This window comes from Actinomadura sp. K4S16 (assembly GCF_008327685.1).
Taxonomy (GTDB): domain Bacteria; phylum Actinomycetota; class Actinomycetes; order Streptosporangiales; family Streptosporangiaceae; genus Spirillospora.
Map to the genome: position 1 here is coordinate 415,451 of NZ_BDDE01000014.1, position 25,761 is coordinate 441,211.

At 70.8% G+C, this 25,761-nt stretch carries 16 protein-coding genes and 1 tRNA gene; 11 read left to right on the forward strand and 6 right to left on the reverse strand.

Annotated features, from left to right (window positions below):
• Positions 1–59 precede the first annotated feature (59 nt).
• Positions 60–491: a hypothetical protein gene (locus K4S16_RS20365; RefSeq protein ID WP_149260557.1), complete on the forward strand. Its 432-nt coding sequence runs from the start codon at positions 60–62 to the stop codon at positions 489–491.
• A gap of 137 nt (positions 492–628) precedes the next feature.
• Positions 629–720, forward strand: a tRNA-Ser gene (locus K4S16_RS20370).
• A 337-nt stretch (positions 721–1,057) separates the two neighbouring features.
• Here the strand turns inward: K4S16_RS20370 and K4S16_RS20375 are convergent.
• Positions 1,058–1,429 (reverse strand): hypothetical protein, encoded by a 372-nt coding sequence (locus K4S16_RS20375; RefSeq protein WP_149260558.1) that lies wholly within the window; start codon positions 1,427–1,429, stop codon positions 1,058–1,060.
• Between the two features lie 183 nt (positions 1,430–1,612).
• On the opposite strand from K4S16_RS20375, the gene K4S16_RS20380 reads away from it, so the two are divergent.
• The 3 genes from K4S16_RS20380 (at position 1,613) to K4S16_RS20390 (ending at position 4,512) form a co-directional block, all read left to right on the forward strand.
• Positions 1,613–2,140, forward strand: coding sequence for a VOC family protein (locus K4S16_RS20380; RefSeq protein ID WP_235036938.1), 528 nt, complete (start codon positions 1,613–1,615; stop codon positions 2,138–2,140).
• A gap of 127 nt (positions 2,141–2,267) precedes the next feature.
• Positions 2,268–2,816, forward strand: a complete 549-nt coding sequence (locus K4S16_RS20385; RefSeq protein WP_160160966.1) for an SUKH-4 family immunity protein — start codon at positions 2,268–2,270, stop codon at positions 2,814–2,816.
• A gap of 670 nt (positions 2,817–3,486) precedes the next feature.
• On the forward strand, positions 3,487–4,512 hold the full coding sequence (locus K4S16_RS20390; protein ID WP_149260561.1) for a hypothetical protein: 1,026 nt from the start codon (positions 3,487–3,489) through the stop codon (positions 4,510–4,512).
• Between the two features lie 93 nt (positions 4,513–4,605).
• Here K4S16_RS20390 and K4S16_RS20395 read toward each other — a convergent pair whose 3' ends face one another.
• Entirely contained in the window at positions 4,606–4,905 is a 300-nt protein-coding gene (locus K4S16_RS20395; protein WP_149260562.1) for a hypothetical protein, read from the reverse strand.
• Positions 4,906–5,123: 218 nt separating this feature from the next.
• On the opposite strand from K4S16_RS20395, the gene K4S16_RS20400 reads away from it, so the two are divergent.
• Positions 5,124–6,320 (forward strand): MFS transporter, encoded by a 1,197-nt coding sequence (locus K4S16_RS20400; RefSeq protein WP_149260563.1) that lies wholly within the window; start codon positions 5,124–5,126, stop codon positions 6,318–6,320.
• On the opposite strand, the gene K4S16_RS20405 is transcribed toward K4S16_RS20400, so the two are convergent.
• On the reverse strand, positions 6,207–7,052 hold the full coding sequence (locus K4S16_RS20405) for a helix-turn-helix domain-containing protein (RefSeq protein ID WP_160160967.1): 846 nt from the start codon (positions 7,050–7,052) through the stop codon (positions 6,207–6,209). The two genes, K4S16_RS20400 and K4S16_RS20405, sit on opposite strands and share 114 nt — an antisense overlap.
• Positions 7,053–7,526: 474 nt before the next feature.
• Entirely contained in the window at positions 7,527–8,261 is a 735-nt protein-coding gene (locus tag K4S16_RS20410) for an SMI1/KNR4 family protein (protein ID WP_160160968.1), read from the reverse strand.
• A 508-nt stretch (positions 8,262–8,769) separates the two neighbouring features.
• Between K4S16_RS20410 and K4S16_RS20415 the strand changes: the two genes are divergently transcribed.
• Complete coding sequence (locus tag K4S16_RS20415; protein ID WP_160160969.1) at positions 8,770–10,119, forward strand: pentapeptide repeat-containing protein; 1,350 nt, start codon at positions 8,770–8,772, stop codon at positions 10,117–10,119.
• Positions 10,120–10,564: 445 nt separating this feature from the next.
• Positions 10,565–11,764, forward strand: a complete 1,200-nt coding sequence (locus K4S16_RS20420) for a glycoside hydrolase family 6 protein (RefSeq protein WP_149260566.1) — start codon at positions 10,565–10,567, stop codon at positions 11,762–11,764.
• A 152-nt stretch (positions 11,765–11,916) separates the two neighbouring features.
• On the opposite strand, the gene K4S16_RS20425 is transcribed toward K4S16_RS20420, so the two are convergent.
• A complete protein-coding gene (locus K4S16_RS20425) occupies positions 11,917–12,885 on the reverse strand; it encodes a hypothetical protein (protein WP_200841984.1) in 969 nt (322 codons plus the stop codon).
• 536 nt (positions 12,886–13,421) lie between these two features.
• Here K4S16_RS20425 and K4S16_RS20430 point away from each other — a divergent pair.
• Both K4S16_RS20430 and K4S16_RS20435 read left to right on the forward strand, forming a co-directional pair.
• Positions 13,422–17,102, forward strand: a complete 3,681-nt coding sequence (locus tag K4S16_RS20430; RefSeq protein ID WP_149260567.1) for an AAA domain-containing protein — start codon at positions 13,422–13,424, stop codon at positions 17,100–17,102.
• Complete coding sequence (locus K4S16_RS20435) at positions 17,099–23,005, forward strand: ATP-binding protein (RefSeq protein ID WP_149260568.1); 5,907 nt, start codon at positions 17,099–17,101, stop codon at positions 23,003–23,005. Before K4S16_RS20430 ends, K4S16_RS20435 begins: the two co-directional genes overlap by 4 nt.
• 29 nt (positions 23,006–23,034) lie before the next feature.
• Here the strand turns inward: K4S16_RS20435 and K4S16_RS20440 are convergent, their stop codons facing one another.
• Positions 23,035–24,165, reverse strand: a complete 1,131-nt coding sequence (locus K4S16_RS20440) for a hypothetical protein (protein ID WP_149260569.1) — start codon at positions 24,163–24,165, stop codon at positions 23,035–23,037.
• 258 nt (positions 24,166–24,423) lie between these two features.
• Between K4S16_RS20440 and K4S16_RS20445 the strand changes: the two genes are divergently transcribed.
• Positions 24,424–25,731 (forward strand): hypothetical protein, encoded by a 1,308-nt coding sequence (locus K4S16_RS20445; protein ID WP_149260570.1) that lies wholly within the window; start codon positions 24,424–24,426, stop codon positions 25,729–25,731.
• Positions 25,732–25,761: the final 30 nt, after the last annotated feature.

The following is a 25,761-nucleotide window of genomic DNA, read 5'->3' on the forward strand; positions in this document are numbered from 1 at the left end:
GGTCTGACCTGGGAGGGTGTAGCCCGTCCGAAAGCCCATCCCCCTGAAGGAGAATCCCCATGCGCATGTCCGCCACCAAGCTGGTCGGCGTCCTCGCCGTCGGTGGCCTGATGCTCGGTTCCACGGGTTGCAGCGCGGTCGACGCCATCGCCGGCGGGAAGAAGACGACCGCCTGCAAGAACATCGAGACGGAGCTGCGGAGCTTCTCCACCAGCGGCATGTCGATGACGACGCCCGGCGGCGCCTCGGCCACCGCGCAGAAGTTCTCGGACACGGCCGCCAAGGTGCGGTCCGAGGGGCAGAGCGCCGGCGGTGACGTCGAGACCGCCGCGACCGCCTTCGCGGGCGACCTCGACGAGACCGCGTCGATGCTGCGGCAGGTCCAGTCCGGCAGCACGACCCCGCGCCAGCCCGACCTCGCGGGAATGCGCCAGCACGGCAACGACCTGGCCGAGGCCTGCGGGTTCACCGGCTTCCGGCTCGGCGGCTGACGGCCGACGCGATCCGCTCCCGCGGCCCCGGGAGCGCGCCGCACGGACCTGTTTCCGACTATGCTGTCGAGGCCACGGGTCAGACTTTGCCGGTTGGCTCGCCGAACCGGTAGCCTGTCCTGAGCCCGATGGCTCCTGGAGGATTCGCCTAGTCCGGTCTATGGCGCCGCACTGCTAATGCGGTTTGGGTGCAAGCCCATCCGGGGTTCAAATCCCCGATCCTCCGCCACTCCGACCAGGGACTTCGTCCAAGATTGCGATCTTGAGCGAAGTCCCTGTCGCGTTCCGGGATGTCCGCTTTGTTGGCCCTGGATAGCACGTGGTGAGCACGAGATGTCGTGGAGGCGTCACCGAGCCCAGGTCATAGCCCCGAAATGGATCAGCAGGATGACTACCCTGCGTGTTCGGTTCGGTTTCTGCGCCGGTCCGCCAGCGAGATCACGTTCGGCGGGACCGATGGTTTCGCTTGCTCGTCTGTCGCGTCATCGGCGGACATGCGAGGCACGACGGCCGCGACGGCCTCTGCACCGGCCCTCGACACCTCCGGAAGAACCGAGGTGTAGGTGTCAGCGGTGAACGAGTGGCGCGAGTGCCACAGGCGTCTCACTGATCAGCTTCATGCGGACCTTGCCGAGCAGCGCCAGCGTGGCCGCTCCGTGCCGCAGGTCGTGGAAGCGGATCGGCGGCAGCGGGCCGCCGAGGTCGTCGAACCGCGTGGAGATCCACTGAGGACGGAGGGGCCTGCCGTCCGCTCGGGTGAACACACGGCCCGAGTCGACCCAGATGTCCGCTCCGGCGGCGAGCGTCTCCCTGATGGTGATCGTCCCAGCCTCCGTCAGGTCGGTGTCCTGCCGGGACTGCCCCGCGACCTCGGCTCGTCGCAGACCACGGAAGGCAACCAGGTACAAGAGGGCGTAGGGCTGACGACAGCACCGCATGGACCTTCCTCACTCTTGCGGGCGAGATGGGCTGCGTCTGCTTGCGAGTCGGCTTGCCTCCCGTGCGGAACTCCCGTGGCGACAGCGCGCGGGCGTCCAACAGCCGCTGAAGGAGTTCGCTCGGCTTCTCCGCGGCGGGACGCGGCTTATTGATCTGGAGAACGGCGTCGTAGGGTCCCGCGCGTGCTTGTCGCGCAACTCCACGAGCTTGAGGTGCCCGAGCACCGGCGCCCGATCGACCACCTCCTTCAGCAGCCGACTCTTCTCGAGGGCCGAACGCCCGCTCATGCCGATGACAGTGGGTCGCGGCCCCCGTACGTTGGTGTCATGGCGACTTTTTGGACCTTGGGATGCGATGCCTACGATCCGCAGCGGATCGCGGCTTTCTGGGCGCTGGCCCTCGGCTATGTCAAGGAATCTGGCTTCGACGAGCCCGATAACGCGTCCATCGTCGACCCGGATGGCCGGGGCCCCGCCATTAGTTTCCTGAAGGTGCCCGAGGGCAAGTCCAGCAAAAACCGCATGCATATCGATGTTCGGGTGGCTGGCCCAGGCCCCTGGGAGATGGTCGAGCGCGCCCGACTGATCCGGCAGAAAGTCCCCGAGTTGGTCGCCGCCGGCGCGACGATGATCCGCGAGGAGTGGTACGGCGACGTGCTTGGCCACGTCGTCATGCAGGACCCCGAGGGCAACGAGTTCTGCGTCGCTTGATGCCACGGCCACCGCCCGCGTTTCGGTATCCGGATCTGCCGCAGTTCGCGTGCTCCGTCGATGGTCGGCTCTGGCGGCGACTACGGGACGGCGGCGTGTGAGTCCCTACCTGGATATCCTCCGTAGCGTGCTTGGTGGTGATCTCCCGGTTCCTCCCGCGTTCGAAGCGGTTGCGTCCTGGGCCGGTGCCGAGCGGGTGGTGCGTGCCGCCGGATCCGACCTGGCGACCTGGCGGGTTCCCGAGCCGCAGAAGGAGGCTCTGGTCACTTGTGGCGTGCCGCTGATCGATGATCTGGTGGATGCGGTGTCGTTCTCCGCGGAGCCGGCGGTGTACCGGTTGGCGTCATGTAATAACGAGGTAGCGGACGTGGTCTGGGAATATGGCGCCACGCCGGGGAGCGGCGAGGTACTGCAACTGGGATTGCCGGACGGCAGTGCGTGCTTCGTCAACTCGACGATCAACCACTGGCTGTGTTCGCTGCACCTGGTCGGCAGCTGGCTCACCGGCTCAACCGTCATCGGCCACTGGGACGAAGACGGACAGGCCGAAGAGGAGGCACTGGCTGAACTCGCCGACCTGTTGGAACAGATCAGGGCCCTCGACCCGCCCGCCGTCGGGGACGGCGACCACCGGACTCACTTCTGGCCCGCGGTGCTCGACCGATGGCTTTACTAAGCAGCGTGGACGTCCTCTTCTGCCGCCGACCGGGGGCCGTCACGCTGCCCGGCGAAGCCGACTCTCTGTCAACGTCACACGGGCTTGCGTGCGCACAGCCACCGAGCGGTGATCGTTGAGGGTGGTGCCCGAACTCGAAACATCCAGGGCCACATCTTCGGCGCACGGATGGTCGTTCTGGCGCACCCGGCCTGGGCGTTTGCGCTGGTTAGCAGGAAATCTTTTGTGCAACCCGGTAACGGGCTTGTCTTGGCAGGATTGGGCTGCCTTGTGGGCCTTATTTTCGGTGGCACCTGGCTGCGGATCGCCCCGTCCTCGGTCTGGCCCGACCGCCTGCGGAGCCGGCTGTTCTCACCCTGACGATCAAGGCGGGATCGGGCGACATCAGCGGAGATCGGGCTGCATCCGCGGCCGGCTTGGATACCGGACGAATGATCAAGACGAGCGGTTGACGCGGTGGCCGTTTCCGGTATCGGGTGCTCCAACGGAACGCACCAAGTGTCCTATAGACGACCGTTTCAGCCCTTTCCCGATCGGGGGAACGATGCGGCATTCACGCATCACCTTCAAGCTCCGTCATCTCACGCCAGTGCCAATGTTCGCGCTGGGCTTGGCGGTTGTGGGAGCGGTACCACCGGCGCAAGCCGCACAGCCGCAGCCCTGGCGGCTGGTGAAGACCAACGACTTCAGCCAGTACGACTCCATGTCGGCGGTCACGGCCGCCGGCCCGCGCAACGCCTGGACGTTCGTCACCGGTGACCAGCACGACCGGATCGTCGCGCAGCACTGGAACGGCAGGGCCTGGCGCGACGTGCCAGTGCCCGCCGGACTGCCCGGGGAGATCCGAGAGGCCAGCGCCACATCCGCTTCCAACACCTGGGCGGTCGGCGACAGCGACAGTGCTTCCAGGGGCTCGTACGCACTGCGCTGGAACGGCCGCAAATGGGTGATCGCGCACCGATGGGCCACCGGCGTCGTCAGCGGCGTGACCGCGACGGGCCGCAACAAGGCATGGGTCTTCAGCGACAATCGCCGCGACGCCGGCGTGGGCACCTGGCACTTCAACGGCCGCCAGTGGACTCAGGTCCAGTTGCCGTACAGCATCGAACGGGCCAGCGCGGTGTCGGCCCGCGACATCTGGGCGATCGGCAACGACGCCTCGGACAGCTTCAAGGTGATCGCACATTACGACGGCACGGCCTGGACCCAGATACCGGCCGGCGCCGCGCTGCCCGACGACGTCCAGGGCGGCGAGGGAGAGCCCTCCCAGCATGTCTTCCTGTCGGACGTGGTCGCAGTGTCGGCCACGCAAGTCTGGGTGACCGGGACGGTCTCGCGTACCGACGACCATGGCACAACGGAACTCCCTGTGGCCGCGCGCTGGGACGGCAACCGGTGGCAGAAGGTGGACGTGCCGGGCAACTGGCGTCCGCGGGTCGCCGCAGCCGACGGTCGCGGCGGGCTGTGGATCTCCGGAGACGGCGAGCCGCGAGAGTCGGGCCGCGACACACCGGTGCTGATGCACCGCTCTTCCAACGGCACGTGGTCAAGTTCGGTCGTCCAGGCCGGGAGCCGTACCGCCTACGTCGACGGCCTCGCCCTGGTTCCGAGGACGACCACACTGTGGGGCGTGGGGCAGCTGCGGCCTGCGGACGAGTCCTCCTCAGACGGAGCCATCTTCCGCCAAGGACGATGAACCGCCGACCCATGAGAACGTGGCAGGGGCGATCTCCCCAGGGAGATCGCCCCTGCCATGTCCAAAGGCGGCCGTCGCCGCCAGCGCCGAACTTCAGGAGCCTGCCGTGGCCCGCTTGAGGAACCGTTTCAGGTGCTCGTCCAGGCTTCCAACCTTGGCGTCCACCGAGTACGCGCTGCCGATCAGTATCCAGCCGCGTCCCCGCAGAAGATCCGGCACCTCCTCCACCGCCCGCCACGGCGACGGTGTCCATGCTTCCTTCTGACCGAGGAGGAGGACCAGCCCGTCGGTGGTGTAGCGGGCTGCGGTGAGGCGGCCACGTCCCGACGGGGTCGCCGACCGCTCCCCGGGAGAGACGGCCACCCGGATCGCGTCCTCGACTCGTCCTGTCACACAGCCGATCATGACCCAGCCCTTGAGGACTGTGGACACCCTCATCTGCCGCCGCCCCGGCGTTCGGCGTTGAGCCTGGGGCATCAGCCGGAGGTGTCGGAGAGTGGCCTGCGCGGTGCCCGCATCGACGATCGCGTACCGCGCAGACCGGTCAGACGATCAACCATGCGCGTCACGCGATCAACTGCGGCGGCGCGGAGGAGGCGAGGCTGGACGGCATGTCCACGCCTCAGTCCTCGCCGCCGTCCGCAGACACTTCGCCGCCCGAGTCCCCGGCACGGTCCGGCGGCTCGACGAACTGGTCACCGATCGTCGCCCTCGCTGCCGGGATCGCGGTGCTCGTCGCCAGCGAGTTCCTGCCGGCGAGCGTGCTGCCCGCGATGGCCGGCGACCTCGGAGTCAGCGAGGGCACCGCCGGTCTGGCGGTCGCGGCGACCGCGGTCGCGGGCGCGGTCACCGCCCCCAGCATCGCGGTGCTGCTGCCGCGGACCGACCGGCGCACGGTCCTGACCGGGCTGCTGGTCGCGGCGGCCGTCTCGAACCTGGCGGTGGCGGTCGCCCCCGGTTTCGCCGTCCTGCTCCTCGGTCGGCTCGTCCTCGGCGTCGCCATCGCCGGGTACTGGTCGTTCGCGTTCGGCGCCGGGACCCGCGCCGTGCCGGGACGCGACAACGTGGTCTCAACGTCCATCGCGCTGGGCGTCACCCTCGCGACGATCGGCGGCGTCCCGTTGGCGTCCCTGCTCGGCGACGCTGTCGGCTGGCGGTTGGTGTTCGGCGTCGCGGCGGCCCTCGGCATCGTCGCTGCTTTGGCCGTGGCCCTGACGTTGCCGCCGGTGCCCCCGCACCCGGCCGCCGGAATGGCGATGCTGCGGGCGGCGCTCGCCAACCGGTGGCTGATGGCCGGGGTGCTGGGCGTGGTCCTGGTCGCGTTCGGCAACTTCGCCGCCTACCCCTTCGTCCGGGTCGCGATCGAGGACGTCGACGCGGGCGCCACGGTATGGCTGCTGCTGGCCTGGGGCGTGGGCGGGCTGGCGGGCAACCTCGCCGCCGGGCGGTTCGCGGGACGGCTGCGCGCTGTGGTCGCCGCGGCCCCGCTGCTGCTGGCCGGCGGCCTGCTGGTCACCGCGACCGCGCCATCCCTGCCGGTGCTGGCCGCGGGGGTCGTCGTGTGGGGCCTGGCCTTCAACATGGTCCCGGTCGCCACCCAGCTATGGGTGACCCGCGTCGAGCCCGAACGCGCCGAGTCGGCCCTTTCGTTGCAGGTCACCGCGTTCCAGGTGGCGATCACGCTGGGGTCGGCGTCAGGAGGCGCGCTCCTGGACGCCCGCGGCGTGCAGGCGGCCTTCCTGCTCGGCACGGGGTTCGCCGCGGCGGCCGGGCTGCTTTTCGCCGCGCTGCGCGTCCCGCGCGGGTGACGGCTCCCGCCAGGCCTGCGGCGCGACACCGTGGTGGGACGAGAACGCCCGGCTGAAGGCGGCGGTGGAGCCGTACCCGACGGCGGACGCGATGTACTCCACCGGACGCGAGGGGTCCGCGAGCAGCCGGCGCGCCTCCCGCATCCGGATCTCCCGGAGCACCTCCGCGGGTCCGCGGCCGAGTGCGCGGCGGAACCGCTCGCCCAGGGCGGAACGCGACAGATGGACCAGGCGGGCCATCCCCTCGACGGTCCACGGCTCGGCCGGGCGGGCGGTCACGGCGGCCACCACTGCGGTGACGGCCTCGTCGGAAGGTCCGGCGTCGCCGCCCTGGTCCTCCTGCCAGGAGGTGGTCATCGCCGCGCCGATCAGGTTGCCGTAGCTGGCGGCGAACAGGGTCGGCCGGCACGCGCGTTCGAGCGGGCACTGCGTGACGAGCGCCATGACGCCGCCGTGCCGGGTGCCGAAGCCGCGGACCACCAGCGGACTGGGCAGCCGACGGACCGGGACGGCCATGCGCAGGTCCGCCACGACCAGGGCGGACTCCTCGTGCCGCTCCGACGCGGTGAGCCGGTAAGCGGTGCGGGCGTCGATGAGGACGGCGTCCCCCTCGGCGAGCGACTGCGCCTCGAACGCCGCCTCGAGCGTGAGTTCGCCATCCAGCACCAACGCCCACAGCGGGACCGGCGGTTCGGTGAGCACCGCGCCCGCCGGCAGCTGGACATGGTCCATGCCCGACATCTCCCACGCCGGTTCCGGGGAGGAGGTGCCGACGTCGTCTGCCCGTGAGATATCCACGATGTTCGCCACGTGAGCTGAAGCAGATACAAGACGGCGGCCTATTCCCGCGCGTCCCGGATGGCGTCTCCAGGAGCGATGCAAACCGGATGCGCTCCGCGATACGCCGGGAGGATGTTGTGCGGCAACAGGCGGGACAGGGGGCTTGACGTGGGACGGGCGTATGCGTGTCAGCCTTCTTCCAGTCCGAGGAGGGCGTCTGGCCCGTGACGATGGGTCCCCCAAGTCCGGTCCGGGCGGATGAGCTTCCCGAGCCACGCCTGGCGTTGCCGGCCATGTACCAGCGGGTGCGCTGATATGCCGTACCGGTGTGGCTGGTCGGGGTTCAAATCCCCGACCACCGCCACCCTGACCAGGGACTTCGCCCAAGATTGCGATCTTGAGCGAGGTCCCTGGTGCGGGGGGCCGTCATGTCGGGTAAGGGCTGCGATGTTGAACGTCCTGGAGCCATGCGGGACGCATCCCCCAAGAGTCCGTCGGCGTGCTGCCCCAATCGCAGGCCGGTCCGAGGTGACCGATCTCCAGAGTCGAGTTATCAGGATCAGCGGCGTACATTTCCAGATCTTCGGCGTAGCGGACGAGCAACTGCGTCCAGGACGGAGCCAGCACGTCCCATGAGGCGCATTCGACGTCAACCCGAACCACTTGTCCGGGCGTTCCCCCAGGGGCCGGATCAAAGTCGAGCAGCCACTGTACGTCGCCATTCATGTCGCCGACGACCACTGCGCCGGGCGAACCGATGATCGGCCGTACCGGCCCGTTCAACCAGAGCATCTTCGTGTCGACCAGGTATGCCCAGACTTGAGGATCGTCCCAGTCCGGCTCCGGATGATAGTTGTCGCGCCACATCCGGGTCATCTCGATGATCTCGTTGGTGTCGCAGAGGCAAGTCAGCGGTACCGGGCTGGGCTCAGGGGGCAGCAGTGTCGCACCGGGGCCGGTTCCGTTGTGAATGCGGAGGCTGGCGCGGAAATCCTGGGGCAGTGGTATGGCCAAGTCGGCCTCCACCGCATCGATTGCCTGTACCGTGGCCTGCGCATTGAACTGCCGTAGCGAAGCCGGCAGGACGCGACTCAGGCCGGCCTCGATCCGCGCCCACGCCTCGGCAACGCGCTTGTCGGTGTCGACTCCAGTGTCAGTCACGACGCAGACTCTAGACATCGCCACCGCAGCCGCACTACCTCATCTGCCGCTGGTCGCTCGCTGGTGCTGACAGGCGGTGTGAGCCATGGACCGGAGACCGGGTTCCACCACGGTCCTATCGGGCGGAACGGTGACTGCCCGCCATTCTCTCGGCACCGGACGTGTTCGGCGGTCCATACGTACGGCGTGCCCCGCCTACCCTTGATCCCGGACAGTTCCACGTGCTCGATCGGTTTTGTGCGAGGCGTTTGGACTTGACCGCCGAGTTCAGGGCGCCCCGACCATCCGCTGACCGCTCAACGCGCCGGGACCAGCCAGGGAGTTCACACACCCTGCAGACGAGCATGAGATGCGGAGACTGTCTCCATTCTCGATGGTGCACGCAAATGCGCAAATGATGGTTCTAGTCTGCCGGAAATGGGCGGTACCGCTAGGAGCGTCCGACTGACTGAGGGCCGCATCGGCTCGGGGCCTGGATGCGTGGCGCGTCCCGTGATAGAGAGCGAGTATGGCGCTGCCTCGCCCGTTCAACACCGAGATCTATGTCCACCCGGACATTGCCGGCCTTGAAATCGCCCGGCTGGCCACTCGCCTACCTGATTGGGCGGGACGGCAATCCACTGAACCGGCCGACCGGTCTGCCGCCGAGGCGGCGATCCGCGGGTTGTATGAACTGGTCGGCGCGCCGCAGGCTCAGCTGGTGTGGATCGACTCACCCCGCGGGGACCCCGATTGGAACTGGAGTGAGCTCGGCGCGCCAGAGCCCCAGGCGATCGCGGCCGCCCACGGTGTGCCGGATCCGGGCGAGTTCCTCCTGACCCTGCTCAGCGGCCATCAAGGCAAGAAGGGCGGATGGTTTTTCCGAAAACGACGCCGGGAGGTGTGGAATCACAGGCTGGCGCTGTGGAAGGAACTCATCCAGTCCTGCGGTGGCTGGTGGCCCTTCGAGAAAGTATGCCTGGTGTGCGAGCGTCCCACCCAGATCCGTCTCGCCACCTCGCCAAGGCTCGGGGAAGACCCCTTGGTGCTGCACTGCCGCACAGGTCCGGCGCTACGCTACCGCGACGGTTTCCATCTGTATGCGCTGCACGGAAGGGTCGTCCCCGAGGACGCCATCACCGTCGAGCGGACAGGGAAAAGTCGACCGTCCGGCGCACCGGAGAACCTGGCAGAACTGATCGATGACAGCAGTGCCGAGGCCATCGCCCAACTCGTCGGCAAGGACTTGCGTGGGGCCGACCTGCGGGGCGTCCGGTTCCCCGAGGGCACCGACCTCAGAGGCGCCGACCTCAGCGGAGCCGATCTGCGCCATGCCGATCTCTCCTGGGCCGAACCGGCCCGGACCGCGAGCGCGGGAGCCCAGTTCACCGGCGCCAAACTCATCGGCGCGGATCTACGCGACGCCGACTTCGGCATCGTCGGCGATTTCATCGGTGCCGACCTCACCGATGCCGACCTGACCGGTGCCTATCTCGGCGGCGCCCCCGAGGTCGGCTCCTGGTGCTTCAACGGCGCCAGGCTCGTACGGGCCAAGTTCATCGGAGCCCACCTGGTGGGAGCCGTTTTCACCGGCGCCGACCTCACCGGGACGGATTTCACTGGCGCCCTCCTGCACTACAATTCCGGATCGATTTACCCACGCCGCGTGCTGGCGCAATTCGCTCAGTGCACCTGGGACTCCACGACGAGATGGCCGAACGCCGAGTTGGCCGAGGCCGTCCGCAGGGAATCCGACCCCGTCGACCAGGACACCTTTCGAGTACACGAAGAGCCGCCAATCCCATCCGCACACCAGGAACCCCTCCCGCAACCACGCCCCCTTCCGGATGGTGACCCTTTCTTCGACTTCGGTCGCTAATTGGCAGTCGCTCGACTATGAATGAGTTCCTGCGCGGCGTTCAGTCGACCTATTGCCCACGGAGGCGATATCATCTGAAGCGGATTCGCCAGCGGCTTGTCCACCGTCATGGCGTCGGTCGCCGACGTTCTCGTCGGTGTTTCTGGTGTGGGGCGGCCTGGTGGCCCGTCTGTCGCGGCGGGTAGGCGGGCACGGTCACTGACGGCCGCTGAACGCCTTGACGCGTGTAGGGGTTGGGTCAACGACGCTGACGCGCTGGCAGCGCCACCGCGCAGGGACGATCGGACGATCGTCGGGATGTTGGGTCTTGACGGATCTTCGGAGCCTGCTCAGACTCCTTCATGGGAGCGCTCCCACGTCAGCCTCACTCGTCCCGCATGGCCTGATACGTCAGCGGTTCTCATGGGTGCGCCTCCTCCACCACCCCGAGAGTCTGGAGTACCGGATGAGACGAGGCATCGGGATCCTCGCCGCCGCCACGACGAGCATCGTCGCGCTTCTCGCCCAGCCGGCGCAGGCGTTGGGGCACGACGATCCGCTGGCCGGGAAGGCCAGGTTCTATGTCGAGCCCACGACCAACGCCGGGCGACAGGCTGACGTCTGGGCGGCCGCGGGGCGCGAAGCCGACGCGGCGCACATGCGGGCCCTGTCCAAGGTCTCGCAGGCGATCTGGTTCACCGGCGGCACCCCCGCCGAGGTGCGGACGGCGGTGCGGCAGACGATGGTCAGGGCCGCCAAGCAGCACGCCGTTCCGGTGCTGGTCGCGTACTACGTACCGGGCCGGGACTGCTCGCAGTACTCGGCGGGTGGCGCGCCGAGCGAGGCGGCCTACCGCGCCTGGATCGACGCCTTCGCCAAGGGGATCGGCGGCGGCCGGGCCGTGGTGATCGTCGAGCCCGACGGGCTGGCGCTGCTGCCCAGCGAGCCGTGGTGCAACGAGGGCGGTGGAGGAACCACCGGAACGCCGGAGGACCCGGCCCGGGTCGACGAACGCTTCCGCGAGATCAACTACGCCATCGGCGCCCTGCAGCGGCTGCCGCGCACCGGCGTCTATGTGGACTCCGGCCACTCCGACTGGCAGCCGCTCAACGACTACGACGCCGGATACGGCGAACCGCGCGCCCAGCTCGGCATGGCCGGCCGCCTGCTCAAGGGCGGCATCGCCAAGGCCGACGGCTTCGCGCTGAACGTCTCCAACTACCGCAGCACCGACGAGTTGGTCTCGTACGGCATCAGACTGTCCAAGTGCCTGCGCTTCCGCCAGAAGACGGGCGCGACCACTTGCTCCGACACCGACCTGGCCACCGTCCCCGACGATCCGCGCGGGCTCACACACTTCGTCCTGGACACCAGCCGCAACGGCCAGGGACCCTGGACGCCGCCGGCGGACAAATACACCGACCCCCAGGTCTGGTGCAACCCGCCGGGCCGCGGCCTGGGCGCCCGGCCCTCGACCCGCACCGGCGATCCCCTGGTCGACGCCTTCCTCTGGATCAAGCGTCCCGGCGAATCCGACGGCCAGTGCACCCGCGGCACCGCCGGGCCGGAGGACCCCGAGTACGGCGTGGTCGATCCGGCGGCCGGTGCCTGGTGGCCCGAGTACGCCTTGGGCCTCGCCCAGCAGGCCGCACCTCCCCTCCGCTGACCCAGTACCAGTCCGCAGACGTGAGGATGCGCAGGCCGGGGCCGCATACCGTGACGCGCGCATCGCCGGGGAGTTCCTGCCCGGTCCGGACGCGCGACCCGGTATTCTCGTCGTCGGTCAGTTTCCGCGCCGCGCGGAAATGCCGCTGGGAACTAGGCGTCGATCTTGAAGTAGCGGGTGGCCTCGTCCAGGGTGAAGCGGGCCCGGAGTTTGCACGCAGAGTTCTGATTGGCGAACATACCAGTTTTCCAGAACGCTTGATCGCGAGGAACGGTCGCCTGCCAATCCACGGCGACGACCCATTCACGGCGATCCTGTCCGTCTTCTGGCAGGTCATGGCGGTAGCCGCCGGCCAGGTCAAGGTCGGCCATCTTTTGCGGGACACCACCAACAAACAGTTCGGCATCCTCATAGGGTTGGGCTTCCTGTGAGACCGTGCCGACACCGACGTATCCCACCTTGGGAATGTACACGAACACTCTCGCGCCCGGTTTGAGGGCCCGCAGAGTTCGAGAGAACCAATCCCCGCCGCCGGCGGATACGAAGCCGTAGCGACGGGCATCCGACCAGTCCCGGATACCTTCCTCTTCGCCGAAGGAGACGTACCAGTCCTGCCCGTTCCAAGGCTCCTTCTTGTTCTGGCTCTTGGGCCCCGTCGCCGGAGCGGCCATTCTCGCCTCGTCCATCAGCCAGGTCCGCGCCAGGTATTTGTGGCCCTGATCTTCGAAGTAGCGGAAGAACAGCACGTTGACCGGTACCTGGTACTCCGAAGCCAAGTACGTCACGATCCGTTCAGTCGCAGCGTCGATGTCACTGGCCATCACGGTCAGGGTATGGGCGGTGTTCAAGGCATCTGGAGGGCCGGAGTCGAAGCATTCGGCGAAAGCCTGGTCCAGTTCGGTGGCCTCGCCTCGGGCCTGCATGTACTGGGTGTAGATCGCGCGGACCTCCTCGTTGGTAAGGCCCTGTACCCAGGAGCCGTAGTCCAGCACCTGCGCGACGACCTCGCGGGGTGTGCGGTCTCGCTTGAGTTCCAGTACGTGCAGCGTGCCTTCCGCGTCGATTCCCAGCAGGTCGATGAAGGTGCCGTAGGCCGTGGGAACCTGGCGGCCGATGAGCAATAGCGGTAGGCCGAGTATGCTCGGGTCGGCTTCGATCAGCGCTCAAGGCACGACTCCAACGGCATCGACGCCATGGGGACCTTTACCGGCTCGTCGTCGACACGCCACAATCCGATTTCCAGCGGCACCGCAACCTCCTCGTCGTCTCGTGAGCCTGTGAATCCGGATCGCACGTGCCAGCACGGCGGGACGATATGGTCGATCTTGCCAGGGCCGCGAGCACCTTTCGGCGGCCGGCGGCCGGCGGCCGTTCTCACTATGTCACGGACACTCATGGCCGAAGTCGGTGCGGTCGAAGGACATGCCTCAAAGGCATCCGCGGTCATATCCCGAGGCTCAGCGCCTGGGCCTGGACCCGCTACGTAGCGGCAGAGGTCGCGGAACTCGATGAGGTTTCACAGCCTGAGCCGTACGTTCGATGTCCTCTGAGGTCACTTTGCCTCGGTGCACTCCCCTCCCGTCGATGACCTTATTCGGCCAGCGGGCGATCCGGTCAGATGCGGTCGACCACCATGGAGGCGAGTGGAGGGAGCCGCGTGAACCCTGGTGATGACGTCGATCGCCTCGTCCACTATCTGTGCGTCGATCCCGCGACCGCGAAATACGGGCCATTTCGGTTGAGCCCCGGTGGGCTGGAGGGCACTGACCTGATCGCCGGCCGGCTGCGCCGCTACCGGCTGGTGGACGGCCAGGGCCGCCCCGCCGACCTGCACGTCTACGCGGGCCTCGTCGGTGTCGGCGGGCTCCTATGGGAGCAGGAGGTGCGCGTCCTGCTCCGGCTCGGCGCGTCCGCCCTGCCCGCCCTGCCGCAGTTCCTGGACGGGGGCTACGAGGAGCCGGAGTCCACCGCCAAGGCCGGGGTCGGCACCAAGGGCATCGCGCTCGTGGCCACCCGCGGCTCTGACCACACCCTCGCGGACGCGGGCGCGGCCGACGCCATGCGCGCCGATCCGATGTTCGCGGTCATGCAGTTCATGCGGCTCGCCGAGGCCCTAATGGAACTGCACGACCTCGGGGTTCAGCACCGCTGCCTCGGGCCGTCCTCGATCCTGGCCGACCTGTCCGGGGACCGGCCAAGCTTGTGGATCGCCCGCTTCGAGATGAGCTCGCTGATCGGCAACCTGCTGCGCCGCACCCTGGACTCGGACGTCGACCTCCCTGAGCTGCGGGCCTTGTTCGTGGGGGACGGCACCGAGCCGGACCTGCGGATGCTGGCGTGCCAGCCACCCGAGCGACTGAGCTTCCTCTACCCGGACGGGGACCCCGCTCCGATGCTGGAGGAGTTCACCTCCGACGTGTTCAGCCTGGCCGCCACCGTGTGGGACTGGTTCTGCGATCCCGCGCTGCTGACCGCCGAGCCGCTGCCCGAGCCCGTCCGGGCCCGCCACGCCGAGCTGAACAGGCGGATGGTGGACGCGCTGGACTCCCGCCTCCCCGGCAGGCTGGCGAAGCTGCTCGCCGCGATGCTGGACCCGGACCCGCGTGCCCGCCCCACGGCGGCGGACGTCCACCTGCGGCTCTGGGAGGACCTCGACGCCCTCCGGCGCTCGCTGGCCGACGGCTACCAGGACAAGCCGTTCCTCATCGTGGACAACCCCAAGGAGGCCGCGACCAACCTCAAGCAGTGGCGCTGGATCACGCACGGCGCCGACACCGACCAGGGCCGCGAGGAGATCGCCGCCTTCATGGCGGACGAGCTCGCCAACGCCCAGCTCCTGCATTCGCCGCTGGGCGCCGCGCCGTTCGTACGCGGCGGTGACCCGCAGGACAAGCGCAACTCCCATACGGTGCTGCTCGGCCGGCAGGCCGCGTGGTTCTGCCAACCGTACCGGCGCAAGACCTGGGGCGGGTTCGGCGATCCGCTCGACGAGGCGCTGATCATCAAGTACGTCGCGCAGCGGGAGTCGGGCGCCGCCCGGCGGGCCCTGGACGACCTCGTCCAGTCGGCGGTGCTCATCGACGTCCCGGCCGTCGACATCGTCGCCATCAACGTCGCGGACGCGGTGATGGACGCCGCGCTGGCCGGGCGGCCGTCCTGGAGGCCGCTGCGCGACCAGCTCTCCCCCGCCTCGTCCGAGGCGGCCGAGGACCAGGAGTACGGCAACGCGCTCGACCTGCTGCTGCGCTACCAGGGTGTCGAGCTGCAGGCGCGGACGTACGCCTTCGCCAAGGGTGAGACGAACGGCGGCCAGGTCACCGTGGATTGGGAGCCGGAGCGAGAGAAGAAGCTCATCTACAACGACTCGCTGCTCACCAAGTTCGCCGACTCGCCGTGGCTGCGGCCCTCGCTGGGCGACTTCTTCCAGCACCTGGAGGACGACGAGGGCGAGGCGCTCGTGGAGATCGGTGAGGATATCGACGGCCGGGCCAGCTTTCCGCCCGAACGGTCCGTCTGGACGATCGTTCAGGAGCGCGCCGGCGACGACCGGGTCATCCTCCGCCGTTCCGCGCAGGGCACCGGGCACATGCCCGAACGAGGGTGGATCCGGCCGCTCAGCGACACGGGGACGCGCACGGCGCTGACCCGGCAGGCGCTCGCCCGGCTGGACCTCGTCCGGGCGCGCGGGCTGCTGGCCCAGCTGCGCGACCCGCGGTCCATCAAGACGCTGCCGCATCGCTGGCGTACGGCGGGCGCCCGGCTGGAGGGCGAGGACGGGCCCGCGATCGTCCGGGACATGCTCAGTTACCGGCCGTTCTACGCCGTCCAGGGCCCGCCGGGCACCGGGAAGACGACGGTCGTCGCCGAGGCCGTCGCGGCGTACCTGAAGGCGGAGCCCGCGTCCCGGGTGCTGGTCTCCGCGCAGTCCGGCTTCGCGCTGGACAACCTCGCGCAGCGCATCCTGACCCGGATGGGCGAGCTCGACCAGGACGGCCGGCCGACCGAGCGGATGGACGTCCCCGCGCTGCGGATCACCTCGCACAGCGGCACCCCGCCGAACACCCAGATCCGCCCGTGGACGCGGGAGATGCTGGCGGTGCGCCTCGCCCGCCGGGTCCGCGAGCGGGTGGACGAGGTCCTCGGCGGGCGGCTGCGCAACCGGGAGCTGCAAGACGTGCTCGTCCGGTGGCGGGGCCTGCTCGACGAGCGCAGCGGCGAGAACGTCCTGCCGGAGCTCGGCGACCGCCTGGAACGCGCGGCCAACCTGGTGTTCGCGACCTGCGCGACCGCCACCGAGGAGGCCGTGATGCCGGGCGGCACCCGCAGCCGGTTCGAATGGGTGATCGTGGAGGAGGCCGCCAAGGCGTGGCCCACCGAGCTGGCCATGCCGCTGGCCTGCGGCACCGCGTGGACGCTCATCGGGGACCACCGGCAGCTCGGCGCGCACCGCCGCAGCGACTTCGAGCGGTTCCTGGCGGACTGTGCGGGCGACCCCTCACCGGAGCTGGCCGCGCTGGGCGAGCAGCGCGGCCTCTACCTGGACGCCTTCGACACGTTCCGCCGCCTGTTCCGCGTGCTGGAGAACCCGGCCACGACGGTGAAGGAGCAGGAGCGCCTGCCGCTCCGGCGGCTCGTCACCCAGTTCCGGATGCGCAAGCCCATCGCCGAGGTGGTGAGCCGGGTGTTCTATCCGGCCTCGGACCGGATCATGCCCGACGGCCTGCCGCCGGGCCGGCTGCGCACCGGGCGCTCGGTGCCGCCGCTGCCGATCCGGGTCCCGTACACGCTGGCCGGGGAGTCGGTGGTCTGGCTCGACACCGACGGCGTCCCGGACTGCAGCGACATGCCGCGCTGGACGAACGCGGGCGAGGCGCGGCTGGCGGCCGCACTGGTGGAGCGGCTCGATCCGCCCCCGGTGCCGAACCAGCACGGCTACGGAACGCATCCGCTGGCGGTGCTCACCCCCTACCGGCAGCAAACCAAGCTGCTGAAGCAGTACGACGTGCTGCGCGACCACGTCTCGACGATCCACGCGTTCCAGGGCCGGGAGGCCGACATCGTGATCGTGTCGCTCGTCCGGGACCAGCGGCACGGCCCGCCGGGGGTGCCGTGGAGCAGCCTCGGGCATCTCACCCAGCAGAACCTGATCAACGTGATGATGTCCCGGGCACGCGGGCTGCTCGTCATCATCGGCAACCACCGGCACTTCGCCGAGGTCGACCGGAACGCCTACCGGACGGCCGGCGACGAGGAGCAGAACCCGTTCTGGGGGCGGCTGTGCACCGCCGTCCGGCTCTACGGGACGGTCCTGCCCGCGGCCGAGGCGGTGACCTCGTGAGCGGCGAGATCACCACTCTCTACCTGCCCTGCGAGGTCGGGCAGGTGCGGGTCAGGCTGGGGTACAGCGACACGCTGTCGCCGCTGGAGGAGACGGCGCTGCGGGTGATCGCCGCGGCGGCGCTGCCGGACGGGACCGGTGAGCGGCCGCGGCCGGTGGACGTCCCGTCCCTGACCAAGCTGCTCGGCCTCGGCCACCGGGTCGTCGTCGACCTGGTGCACGACCTGTGGCGGGCCGGCTACCTCACCGTGGACTTCACGAGCGGCGCGATCGCCCTCAGCGGGGAGACGCAGGACCGGCTGGACTCCGGGCGTCTCGCCGAGATGGCCAGCCTGGAGAGCGAGGAACGCCGCGTCGAGCTGATGATGGAGCGGCTCACCGGCTACGTCATGCCGAGACGCGGCGCCCGGGCACCCGGCGACCCCCGGTACGCGGTGCGGCACACCGCCGCCCGGCTGACGCTGGCGGACGCCGGCCAGACCGAGATCCACGCCGCCGTCCAGAACTGGCTGCGCAACCGCAACCGCGCCGACGCGGACGACGAACTCGCGGCCTCCGCGCCGGGTGCGCCGCGCGAGCGCGGCGGACCGGCGCGGCGGGACCGCGAGCGCCGGATCCTGTCGGTCCGCAGCTCGGCACGGGACCGCCGGACCGGCGGCGGCAAGCGGTGGTATCCGATCAACGTCCGCGCGGAGCTGAACACCGCCAGCGACCGGCTGATCATCACGGTCGTCGACCCGCGGTTCCCGGCCGACCGGCGGGAGCTGGCCTCCGAGCGGCTGACCCGGCTGGCCGAGGAGTTCCCCCGCGAGTCGTTCGTCGCCCGGCTGCGGGAGGCCGCCGAGGAGAAGCTGGTCGAGCCGCCGGGGCTGGAGGAGCTGATCGACCGGCTCGCCGAGCGGGCGGCCGGCTGCGGGGCGGTGCCCGCGGCGCGGCGCCGCGACGAGCACCTGGGCCTGGCGGACGAGGCCCGGCGCGTCGCCGCGGTGATCGCCGCGCGGGAGGCCCGGGAGGTGGACGTGGAGCCCGTCCACGGCGGTCGGGACCATCTGGCCGTGGTCGGCCAGCTGATCGACGAGGCGGAGACGCAGCTGGTCATCGTCTGCCCGTGGGTCACGCGCGCGGCCCTGCAGCAGGTGACGCCGCAGCTGCGCCGGGCCATGGACCGCGGCGTCCAGGTGGTGGTCGTCTGGGGCATCGCGCACCAGGCCGCCCTCCCGGAGGACGCGCAGAACGCGCTCGACAGCCTCACCAGGTACTCCAGGACGACGCCGATGCTGCGACCCCAGGTGTCCGCGCGCACCCACGCGAAGCTGGTGATCTGCGACGACCGGGCCGCGCTGGTGACGTCCCGCAACGTGCTGTCGGCCACCGGCGCGCAGCCCGAGACCGGGCTGCTCCTGCGGACGCCCGGGGGCGGTGGCGGCGAGGCCGTCCGGGACCTGCTCGGCTGGGTGCGCACGAACGTGCCGGGCCCGATCAGCCGCAGCATCTTCCACCGCGCGGACAGGTTCCCGGGCGGCGGCACGCCCGCCACGGTGACCGCCGCCGAGGACGAGCCGGTACCGGAGGAGCCGCCGGAGGGCGAGGAGAACCCGGCCGCCGTCCAGGCATGGCAGCTCGCGTGGGTCGCCAAGACCGAGCAGCTGCGGATCCGACCGTCCGGCCGTCCCCGGCCGTCGGCACGGACGGTACTGGACGGCGAGCACCGGGAACTGCTCTGGCTCGCCCTGAACTCCGCGCGCCGCCGGGTCGTCATCGCGTCCGCCCAGCTCAGCGACGAGGTCGTCAACGCCCGCCTGATCGACGCGGTACGCGGCCTGCTCGACCGGGGCGTCGCGGTGACCATCGGCTACGACGAGCGCGGCGGCGCCGAGCGCGGGCAGACGGCGCTCGACGCGCTCACCGAGCTGGCCACCGCCCACCCCGGCCTCTTCACGCTGCACTCGGGTACGGGCCACGCCAAGGTGCTGGTCTGGGACGACGACGTGGTCGTCGGCAGCTTCAACTACCTGTCGTACGGGGGGTTCGGCAGTCTCGGCGGCCGGCACCTGCAGCGCTCGGAACTGAGCGTCCGGGTGACCGGCGCGGCGCTCGCCGATCAGGTGGCGGAGCTGTGCGGCGAGCCGCCCGGAGTGGCCGCGGCGCCCGGCACGGATGGGGCGGCCGCGGCACCGGCGCTCTCGGCGGACGCCCCGGCGCGTGTCACGACCGAGGCGCGGGTGGGCCGGGACATCGCGGGGCACAGCGAGAGCGCGGTCCACGCGGCCCGCCGCGTCCTCGACCGGGTCGCCGGCGAGCAGCGGCCGGGCGAGATCGTGCGCGCCGAGCTGGAGCGGTCGGACGACCCCTGGTCCGTACTGCCCGTCCTCACCGAGCTGGGGGAAGGCCCGGAGATCAGGTCGGCGCTCGCCTTCTGCCTCACCGGGCACGCGGACGGCGTCGCCCCGGAGGAGGCCCACCGCCACCGCCGCCGCCTGGTGCGGAGCCTGTGGTGCGCCGGCGCGTTCGTCGAGGCCGCGGTGCTGAGCCGTCTCGTCTCCGACGCCGGTCGCGGCGAGGCCGCCGACGCGGCGGGTCCGCGGGCGGCGATCACCGAGGCGGTGGGCCGTCGCGGGCTGCCGGGTGGCCCCGGCGCGCTCTACACCGCCGCCGCGGCCGACGACCTGACCGCCGCCGAGCGGCGGGTGCTGCTCGCCGTCGCGGTCGGCGAGCTGCTGCTGTCCCGCGACTCCATGGCCGCGGACGTGGCCGAGTACCTGGCGTCCGACGACGGCGGGCCGTGGGCGGAGCTGGCCGGGGCCGCCGACGCCTACACGGCCAGGACGGTCGGCGCGTCCACCGCCGAGCTGATGGCCCGGGCGGCGGGGCAGCTGGAGCGCACCGCCGAGCTGGCGGACGGCTGGTCCCGGCTCGATCTCGCGCTGCTGGAGGCCCAGCCCGTGCCGGTCAACATCGACGGGGCGAAGAAGACCCATGCCGCCCTGTTCAATGACACCGGCCCGTTCGGCCGGATCGGTGACGCCGTCAACCGCCGGGACCTCACCGCGCTGGCAAGGCTCGCCGAGGAGCTGCTCCCCGCCCGGGAGCGCCCCGAAGACCTGGTCGGACGCGTCATCGACACGACCTGGCGAGAGGTCGCGCCCCGCAACGAGCTGCTGACCGGCAAGACCTACCGCGGCAAGTACGTCAAGCGGCTCGCGGAGGTGGTCTCCGCCGCCAGGGCGCTGCTCACCGCCGCAGGCCGGGCGGAGCGGCCGGACGGCGACGAGCCGCATCCCGAGCTGGTCGCCGCCGCGGCAGCCCTCGCCGAGACCTACCGGCGCCTGCGGCCCGGCCTCGCGGAGGCCCCGCCGGACGACGAGGCGGCGCTCCGCGCGGTCCTCGCCGACCTGGACTCGCTGATCGCCGGTCGGGAGGCCCCGTCGCGTGCCGCCGGAGCCGATGCGGACGGGGAGGCCGACACGGAGGCGGGCCTCGCCACGGCCTTGCGCGGCTGGCAGGGCCGGTGGCGCTACCCCGCGCTGGCCGCCGCCCTGCATGAGGCGGACGTCCCGGACGACCTGCCCGGCCTGCTGCTCGCGGGGCTCGTCGATCCGCTGGCACCGGAGGACACCGCCGTCCAGCTGATCGAGGACGGGCGGTACGCGGTGGCCGACGCCCTCCGCGAGCAGGCGGAGCTCTCACCCGAGGCCGCTGCGCGGATCGTCCGGCGGCTCCGGACGGAGCGGACGACGGCGAAGGCGCGGGTGCGGCACACCGCCGAGGCGCTGCTCCGCCGCGCCAGGCGGGCGGGTGCCGTTCTCCGGGCCGACCTGCACGCGCTCGCCGAGCTAGCGGACGAGCACCGGCCCGCCGCCGAGTCGGTCCTGGGCGACCTGGCGCGGCAGGTGCGGGACGCGGAGCGGGCCCGGGCAGACGAGATCACCCGTGCGGCCCGGGAGCGGGTCGCCGCACTCGGCGAGCCGGCGCGGGACCTGGCGGCCGACTGGCTGAAGTCCGTGGAGGCGTGCGCGGAGGCCCGCGAGTTCGACACCGCGGCGACACTGCTGGAGCAGGACCCGACGCAGCAGCCCCCGCCGGGCCCGCGGACGGTGCCGCAGCTCGCGGAGGTGTGGCCGTTCGACGAGTCCTCGGCCGCCGCCGTGCTGGGCTGGTACTTCGAAGGCAGATCGGACGCCCCGCGCGGCTTCCCCGAGTGGTGCCCGCCCGCGGGTGACGCCGACGCCTGGCAGCTGCTCGCCGCCCTGCGCGACCACATCGCGCGGCCGTCGGAGGACACCGCCGCACGGCTGTGCTGCGCCCTGCAGCAGCTCGTCGGCGCCGACCGGCTGCCGTTCCCCGTCGACCCCGCGGGGAACGGCTTCCTGAGCCGCGTCTGCCTGCCCGACGACCGCAGGTTCCCGCCGCTTCCGCTCCTCGGCCGGGGCGGGGTGCGGACCTGGATCGCCGGGCCCGCCGATCCGCCGCCCGAGCCGCCGGAGGACGGCCCGGTCGTCTGGCTGGTGACGGGCGTCCCCTCCCCGGCCGATCCGCCGGTCGGCTCCCTGGTCGTCGACCTCCCGTTCCTGCTCCGTCTGGCCGCCCCGGGCACGGCCGGCAGCGCGGACCGGCTCGTCAACGTGCTGCGCAGGCTGGGCGCCCAGCTCGATCCCGCCGACCTGCTCGCGGGAACCCCGGCGCAGGTCGACGAGCCGCGGCTGGGCTGGGTGCTGCACCTGCTCGGGGTGACCGGCGACGCCGTGGTCGCCGACGCCGTCCACCACGACAGCGGCGGCCGCTCCGAGGTGCTGGTCCCGCTGCTGGATGCCCTGGTGACGCCCGCCGTCCCGGGCCGCGGCCGCTACCAGGACCTCGACGTCGCGGCGCTGAACGGCGTGCGGGAGGACGACGGGTGGCGGGTCGCCGCCCGCGAACGGCTCCTGGCGCCGCACGCGGGCGACCTGCCGGCCCTCATGCTGCTGCGCGTCGCCGCCGCCTTCGACGATCCCGTCTTCACCCTCAAGGACCTGCGCGGCGGGATCGAGGTGGCAGGGCGTCCCGAGCACGCGGCGCTGATCCCGGACCTCACCGACCTCCCCGCCGCGGCGTCCCGGCTGTGCCGCAGCGGCCTGTTCCAGGAAACGCCCGGCGGCCTGCTCCGGCTGCCCTCCGGGCTGCGGGACCTCCTCGCCGAGGAGCGTCCCGGCTACGTGCCGCTGGCAGAGGCGCGGACCGCCATCGAGGCGGAGTACCGCGCTCTGCTCGACGCCAACGCCCTGTTCCGGGCGGAGTTGGGCGAGTCGGTGGTCCGGGTGATCGGGCACTGGGTGGCCAACTGGAAGGCCGCCGTGCGCAGCGCGCTGAGGCGCGACGACACGGCCCGCGCCCTCGAGATCCTGGACGGCTTGGAGCCGATCTCCGCGATGTACCAGCGGGCCGCCGAACCGCAGCGGCTGCTCCGCCTCGCCGAGCTGCTCGATGACCACCTCGGCCAGGTCCAGCTGCTGAACCCGGGCGTGGACTGCAAGCTGGCGGGCGGCGAGGATCTGTGCGTGGAGGCCAACCCCTGGCTGCTCGGCCACGCCTTCCTGAACCTCTTCGACAACGCCCGCCTCTCGATCGAGAGGACGGGGCGGGAGTTCGGTGTCCTGCGGGTCACCATGACCGTCGTGGAGCGGGCGGACGGGCCGCCGTCCTGCCGGATCGACATCGAGGACAGCGGCGTGGGCATCGCCGAGGACGCGCGCCGCCGGCTTGCGGAGGGACGGCAGTTCAGCGGTTGGGGCGGCCGCGGCACCGGCGTGCGGACGTCCAGGGAATGGCTGGCGCACTACGGAGGCGAGCTTGAGTTCCTGCCCGATGTGAGCGAGCTCGGTGGTGCGCACGCCAGGGTCGTGCTGCCGGTCCGGTGGCCGTCCTGATCAGCCTCCAGGGCGCGCCGGACCGCGCGTCATCGGATCTCGAAGGACGGCCAGGCCTTGCAGAAGCGAGCCACCTCGGCGGTCGCCCGCTCCAGCGGCCCCACCTTCACGAGCCCGATCACGGTGGCGTAGTCGTCCTTGCACCTCTCCAGCTGTCGGCCGGCATCGTTGTTCTGGTGCTCGCGGCGGAAGAAGCGGTACGCGGTCTCCAGCCTGGTCTCCAGCCGGTGCCGCCGCTCCGCGTCGCCCTCACCGACCAGCAGCTGGGCGGCGATCTCCAACGCGTTCCACCAGTCGGACTCCTTCTTGTTCACGATGGCGACGAGGCGGAACTCGGCCTTGCGCTCCTGGTTCCTGTAGTCGCTGCTCTCCATGGCGTTCGCGGTGACCAGCGCGGCGAGGATGTCGGTCTTCTGGCGCAGGTACTTCAGCACATGGAGGCCGCGCTGGTCGTCGAGGGTGCTGGTGAGATGCAGATCGACCAGCGCGCCCTGGACGCCGTCCAGGCTCTCCGGCCGCTCCGCCAGCAGCGTCCGCCACTCCCTCAGGCCGGTGACCGGCAGGAGCCTGTAGTAGGTGGACAACTGCTCGCAGATCTCGCGCATGATGTCGGGGTTGTCCTCGACGACGAGCAGCAGCGGCTTGCTGCCGCGCCCGGACGGCCGGACGGGGTGCACCTCGGGGTCGTCTGGGAACAGGGCCGCGAACCGGGCCAGCTCGGTGAGCGACGCCCGCTCCGCCTCTGGCAGCCGCTCGATCCGCTGGAGCAGCCGCGTGCGCGCTTTCCGTACCGGCGCCCAGGTCTTCGACCGGAACATCGCCTCGTCGACCGGGCCGCGCCAAAGCGCGAGCAGCGCGTCGACCGGCTCTTCGGCTTCGACGCCGGCGACGAATTCCAGGGCGTCCACTCTGCAGCGCGCGAAGTCCAGGCTGTAAGTGCCCTTCCCGCGCGGGCCGGCGACAATGGGCACTTCGGATCCGCGCAATGTCCCCACGTGCTGCCGCACCGCATTGTCGCTCGGGGGCCCGGAAGCGGTGGCGATCACCTTCAGGAGCTCGCGGACCGGCACCGCGTCACCCGCCGGCGCGAGGGCGAGCAGGATCGCGGCCGCCTTGCCCTGCGGGGCCTTCAGGGCGGTACCGTTCCGCCGCAGCGTCAATTCGCCGAGTATGAGGAGTTCTATTGGTTCCACTTCGACCCCGCTCACACTGAATACGTTAGATGAAACTTCTGGCGGTGCGCCGACTTCCGAGGAGTTTGTGAGCCCGGGGTGAGAGGCCACGGTGAGACGGGCCTCCTGGGCCCGTTCGAATCTCATCCCAATCTCACGGCCGGACTCTGTAGACCTGCGCTTCGCCGGTGCAGATTGACCGGTAACCCGATCCAACTCGGGATCGGGTGAGTCAAGGAGCAGGTCATGAGCAGCCCGTTCGAGCGCCTGGAGCGCGACCGCGGCCCCGTCGACGACAACGTCTTCGTGGTCATGCCGTACGGCCGCAAGGAGTTCGTTGACGACCAGGGCGAGACGGTTGTCTTCGACTTCGACGAGCAGTATGACGACCACTACGCCCCGCTCATCCGTTCGCTCGGCATGACGCCGGTCCGGGGCGACTCGCTCTACAGCGGCGAGACGGTGCTGGAGAGCGTCTGGCGCGGCCTCCAGGAGGGCGCGATCGTCCTGGCCGACCTCACCGGGTCCCACCGCAACGTCATGATCGAGTTCGCCTGGGCGTACATGCTCGGCAAGAAGATCGTCCCGGTCACGCAGTGCAAGGACGACATGCCGTCCGACCTCCCGGGCCTGCGGTACGTCTCGTACACGCCGCTCTGGAAGGACATGACGCGGATGGAGGACGAGCTGAAGAACCGCCTCGAGATCCTGCGCGGCGAGACGGCGGCCGAGCGCAAGCTCGTCCCGATGGAGACCGGCAGCGTCCGCCCGGCCACCGCCCGGGTCGTCAGCCGCACCCGCGAGCACGTCGTCGTCGAGGCCGACCAGGGCCGGCTCGGCGTGCTCGGCGCCGCCGACGTCGAGTGGGGCCGGATCGTCGGGGACATGACCCACCTGTTCAGCGTCGGCCAGGTGCTGCACGGCGCGTTCGAGACGGTCGACGGCTACACCAGGTACACGCTGCTGGCGGGCCAGGCCAACCCCTGGCACTCGCTTGCGAACGAGTTCCCCGAGGGGCACACGTTCACCGGCCGGGTCGTCAACATCGTCGAGGGGCTCGGCGCGTTCGTCCTCGTCGCCCACGGGGTGAAGGGGCTCGTCCCGGAGAAGTTGCTGCCGCCCGTCGACATCGGGACGGATCTGCGGGTGGGCGTCGTCCGGCTGGACGTCGCCGGCCGCAAGATCCAGCTCCGCCCGGTCGGCGCCGCCGACCGGCAGCCGGGGAGCGGCGCCCGCCGGCCCCGCCGCGACGCCGCGGCGGGTCGCCCGCGGGTCGGCGAGCGGCACGACGCCGAGGTGGTCAAGACCGTCCCCGAGGACGGCAGGTCGGGCGGCTACGCGCTGGTGCGCCTGGTCGGCGGGCCGACCGCGATGCTGCACTGCACGCAGATGTCCGCGGAGGTACGGGCGGATCTGAACCTGGGCGAGGTGGAGCTCGGTGAGCTCCTGCAGGTCGAGGTGGTCCGCGTCAATGACGAGGGCCGGCTCTGGGTCCGGGACATCCCCGACCTGATCGAGGACACGGCGGCGGAAGAGATTCCGGACGCGGCCTGACTCGCCCGTCCACCGCCTGGGGGCATGCCA

Bases quoted from the DNA above. Each gene is read 5' to 3' on its own strand.
- K4S16_RS20365 (WP_149260557.1), top strand. From the start codon at position 60: ATGCGCATGTCCGCCACCAAGCTGGTCGGCGTCCTCGCCGTCGGTGGC.
- K4S16_RS20375 (WP_149260558.1), bottom strand. From the start codon at position 1,429: ATGCGGTGCTGTCGTCAGCCCTACGCCCTCTTGTACCTGGTTGCCTTC.
- K4S16_RS20400 (WP_149260563.1), top strand. From the start codon at position 5,124: ATGTCCACGCCTCAGTCCTCGCCGCCGTCCGCAGACACTTCGCCGCCC.
- K4S16_RS20405 (WP_160160967.1), bottom strand. From the start codon at position 7,052: ATGGACCATGTCCAGCTGCCGGCGGGCGCGGTGCTCACCGAACCGCCG.
- K4S16_RS20415 (WP_160160969.1), top strand. From the start codon at position 8,770: ATGGCGCTGCCTCGCCCGTTCAACACCGAGATCTATGTCCACCCGGAC.
- K4S16_RS20420 (WP_149260566.1), top strand. From the start codon at position 10,565: ATGAGACGAGGCATCGGGATCCTCGCCGCCGCCACGACGAGCATCGTC.
- K4S16_RS20445 (WP_149260570.1), top strand. From the start codon at position 24,424: ATGAGCAGCCCGTTCGAGCGCCTGGAGCGCGACCGCGGCCCCGTCGAC.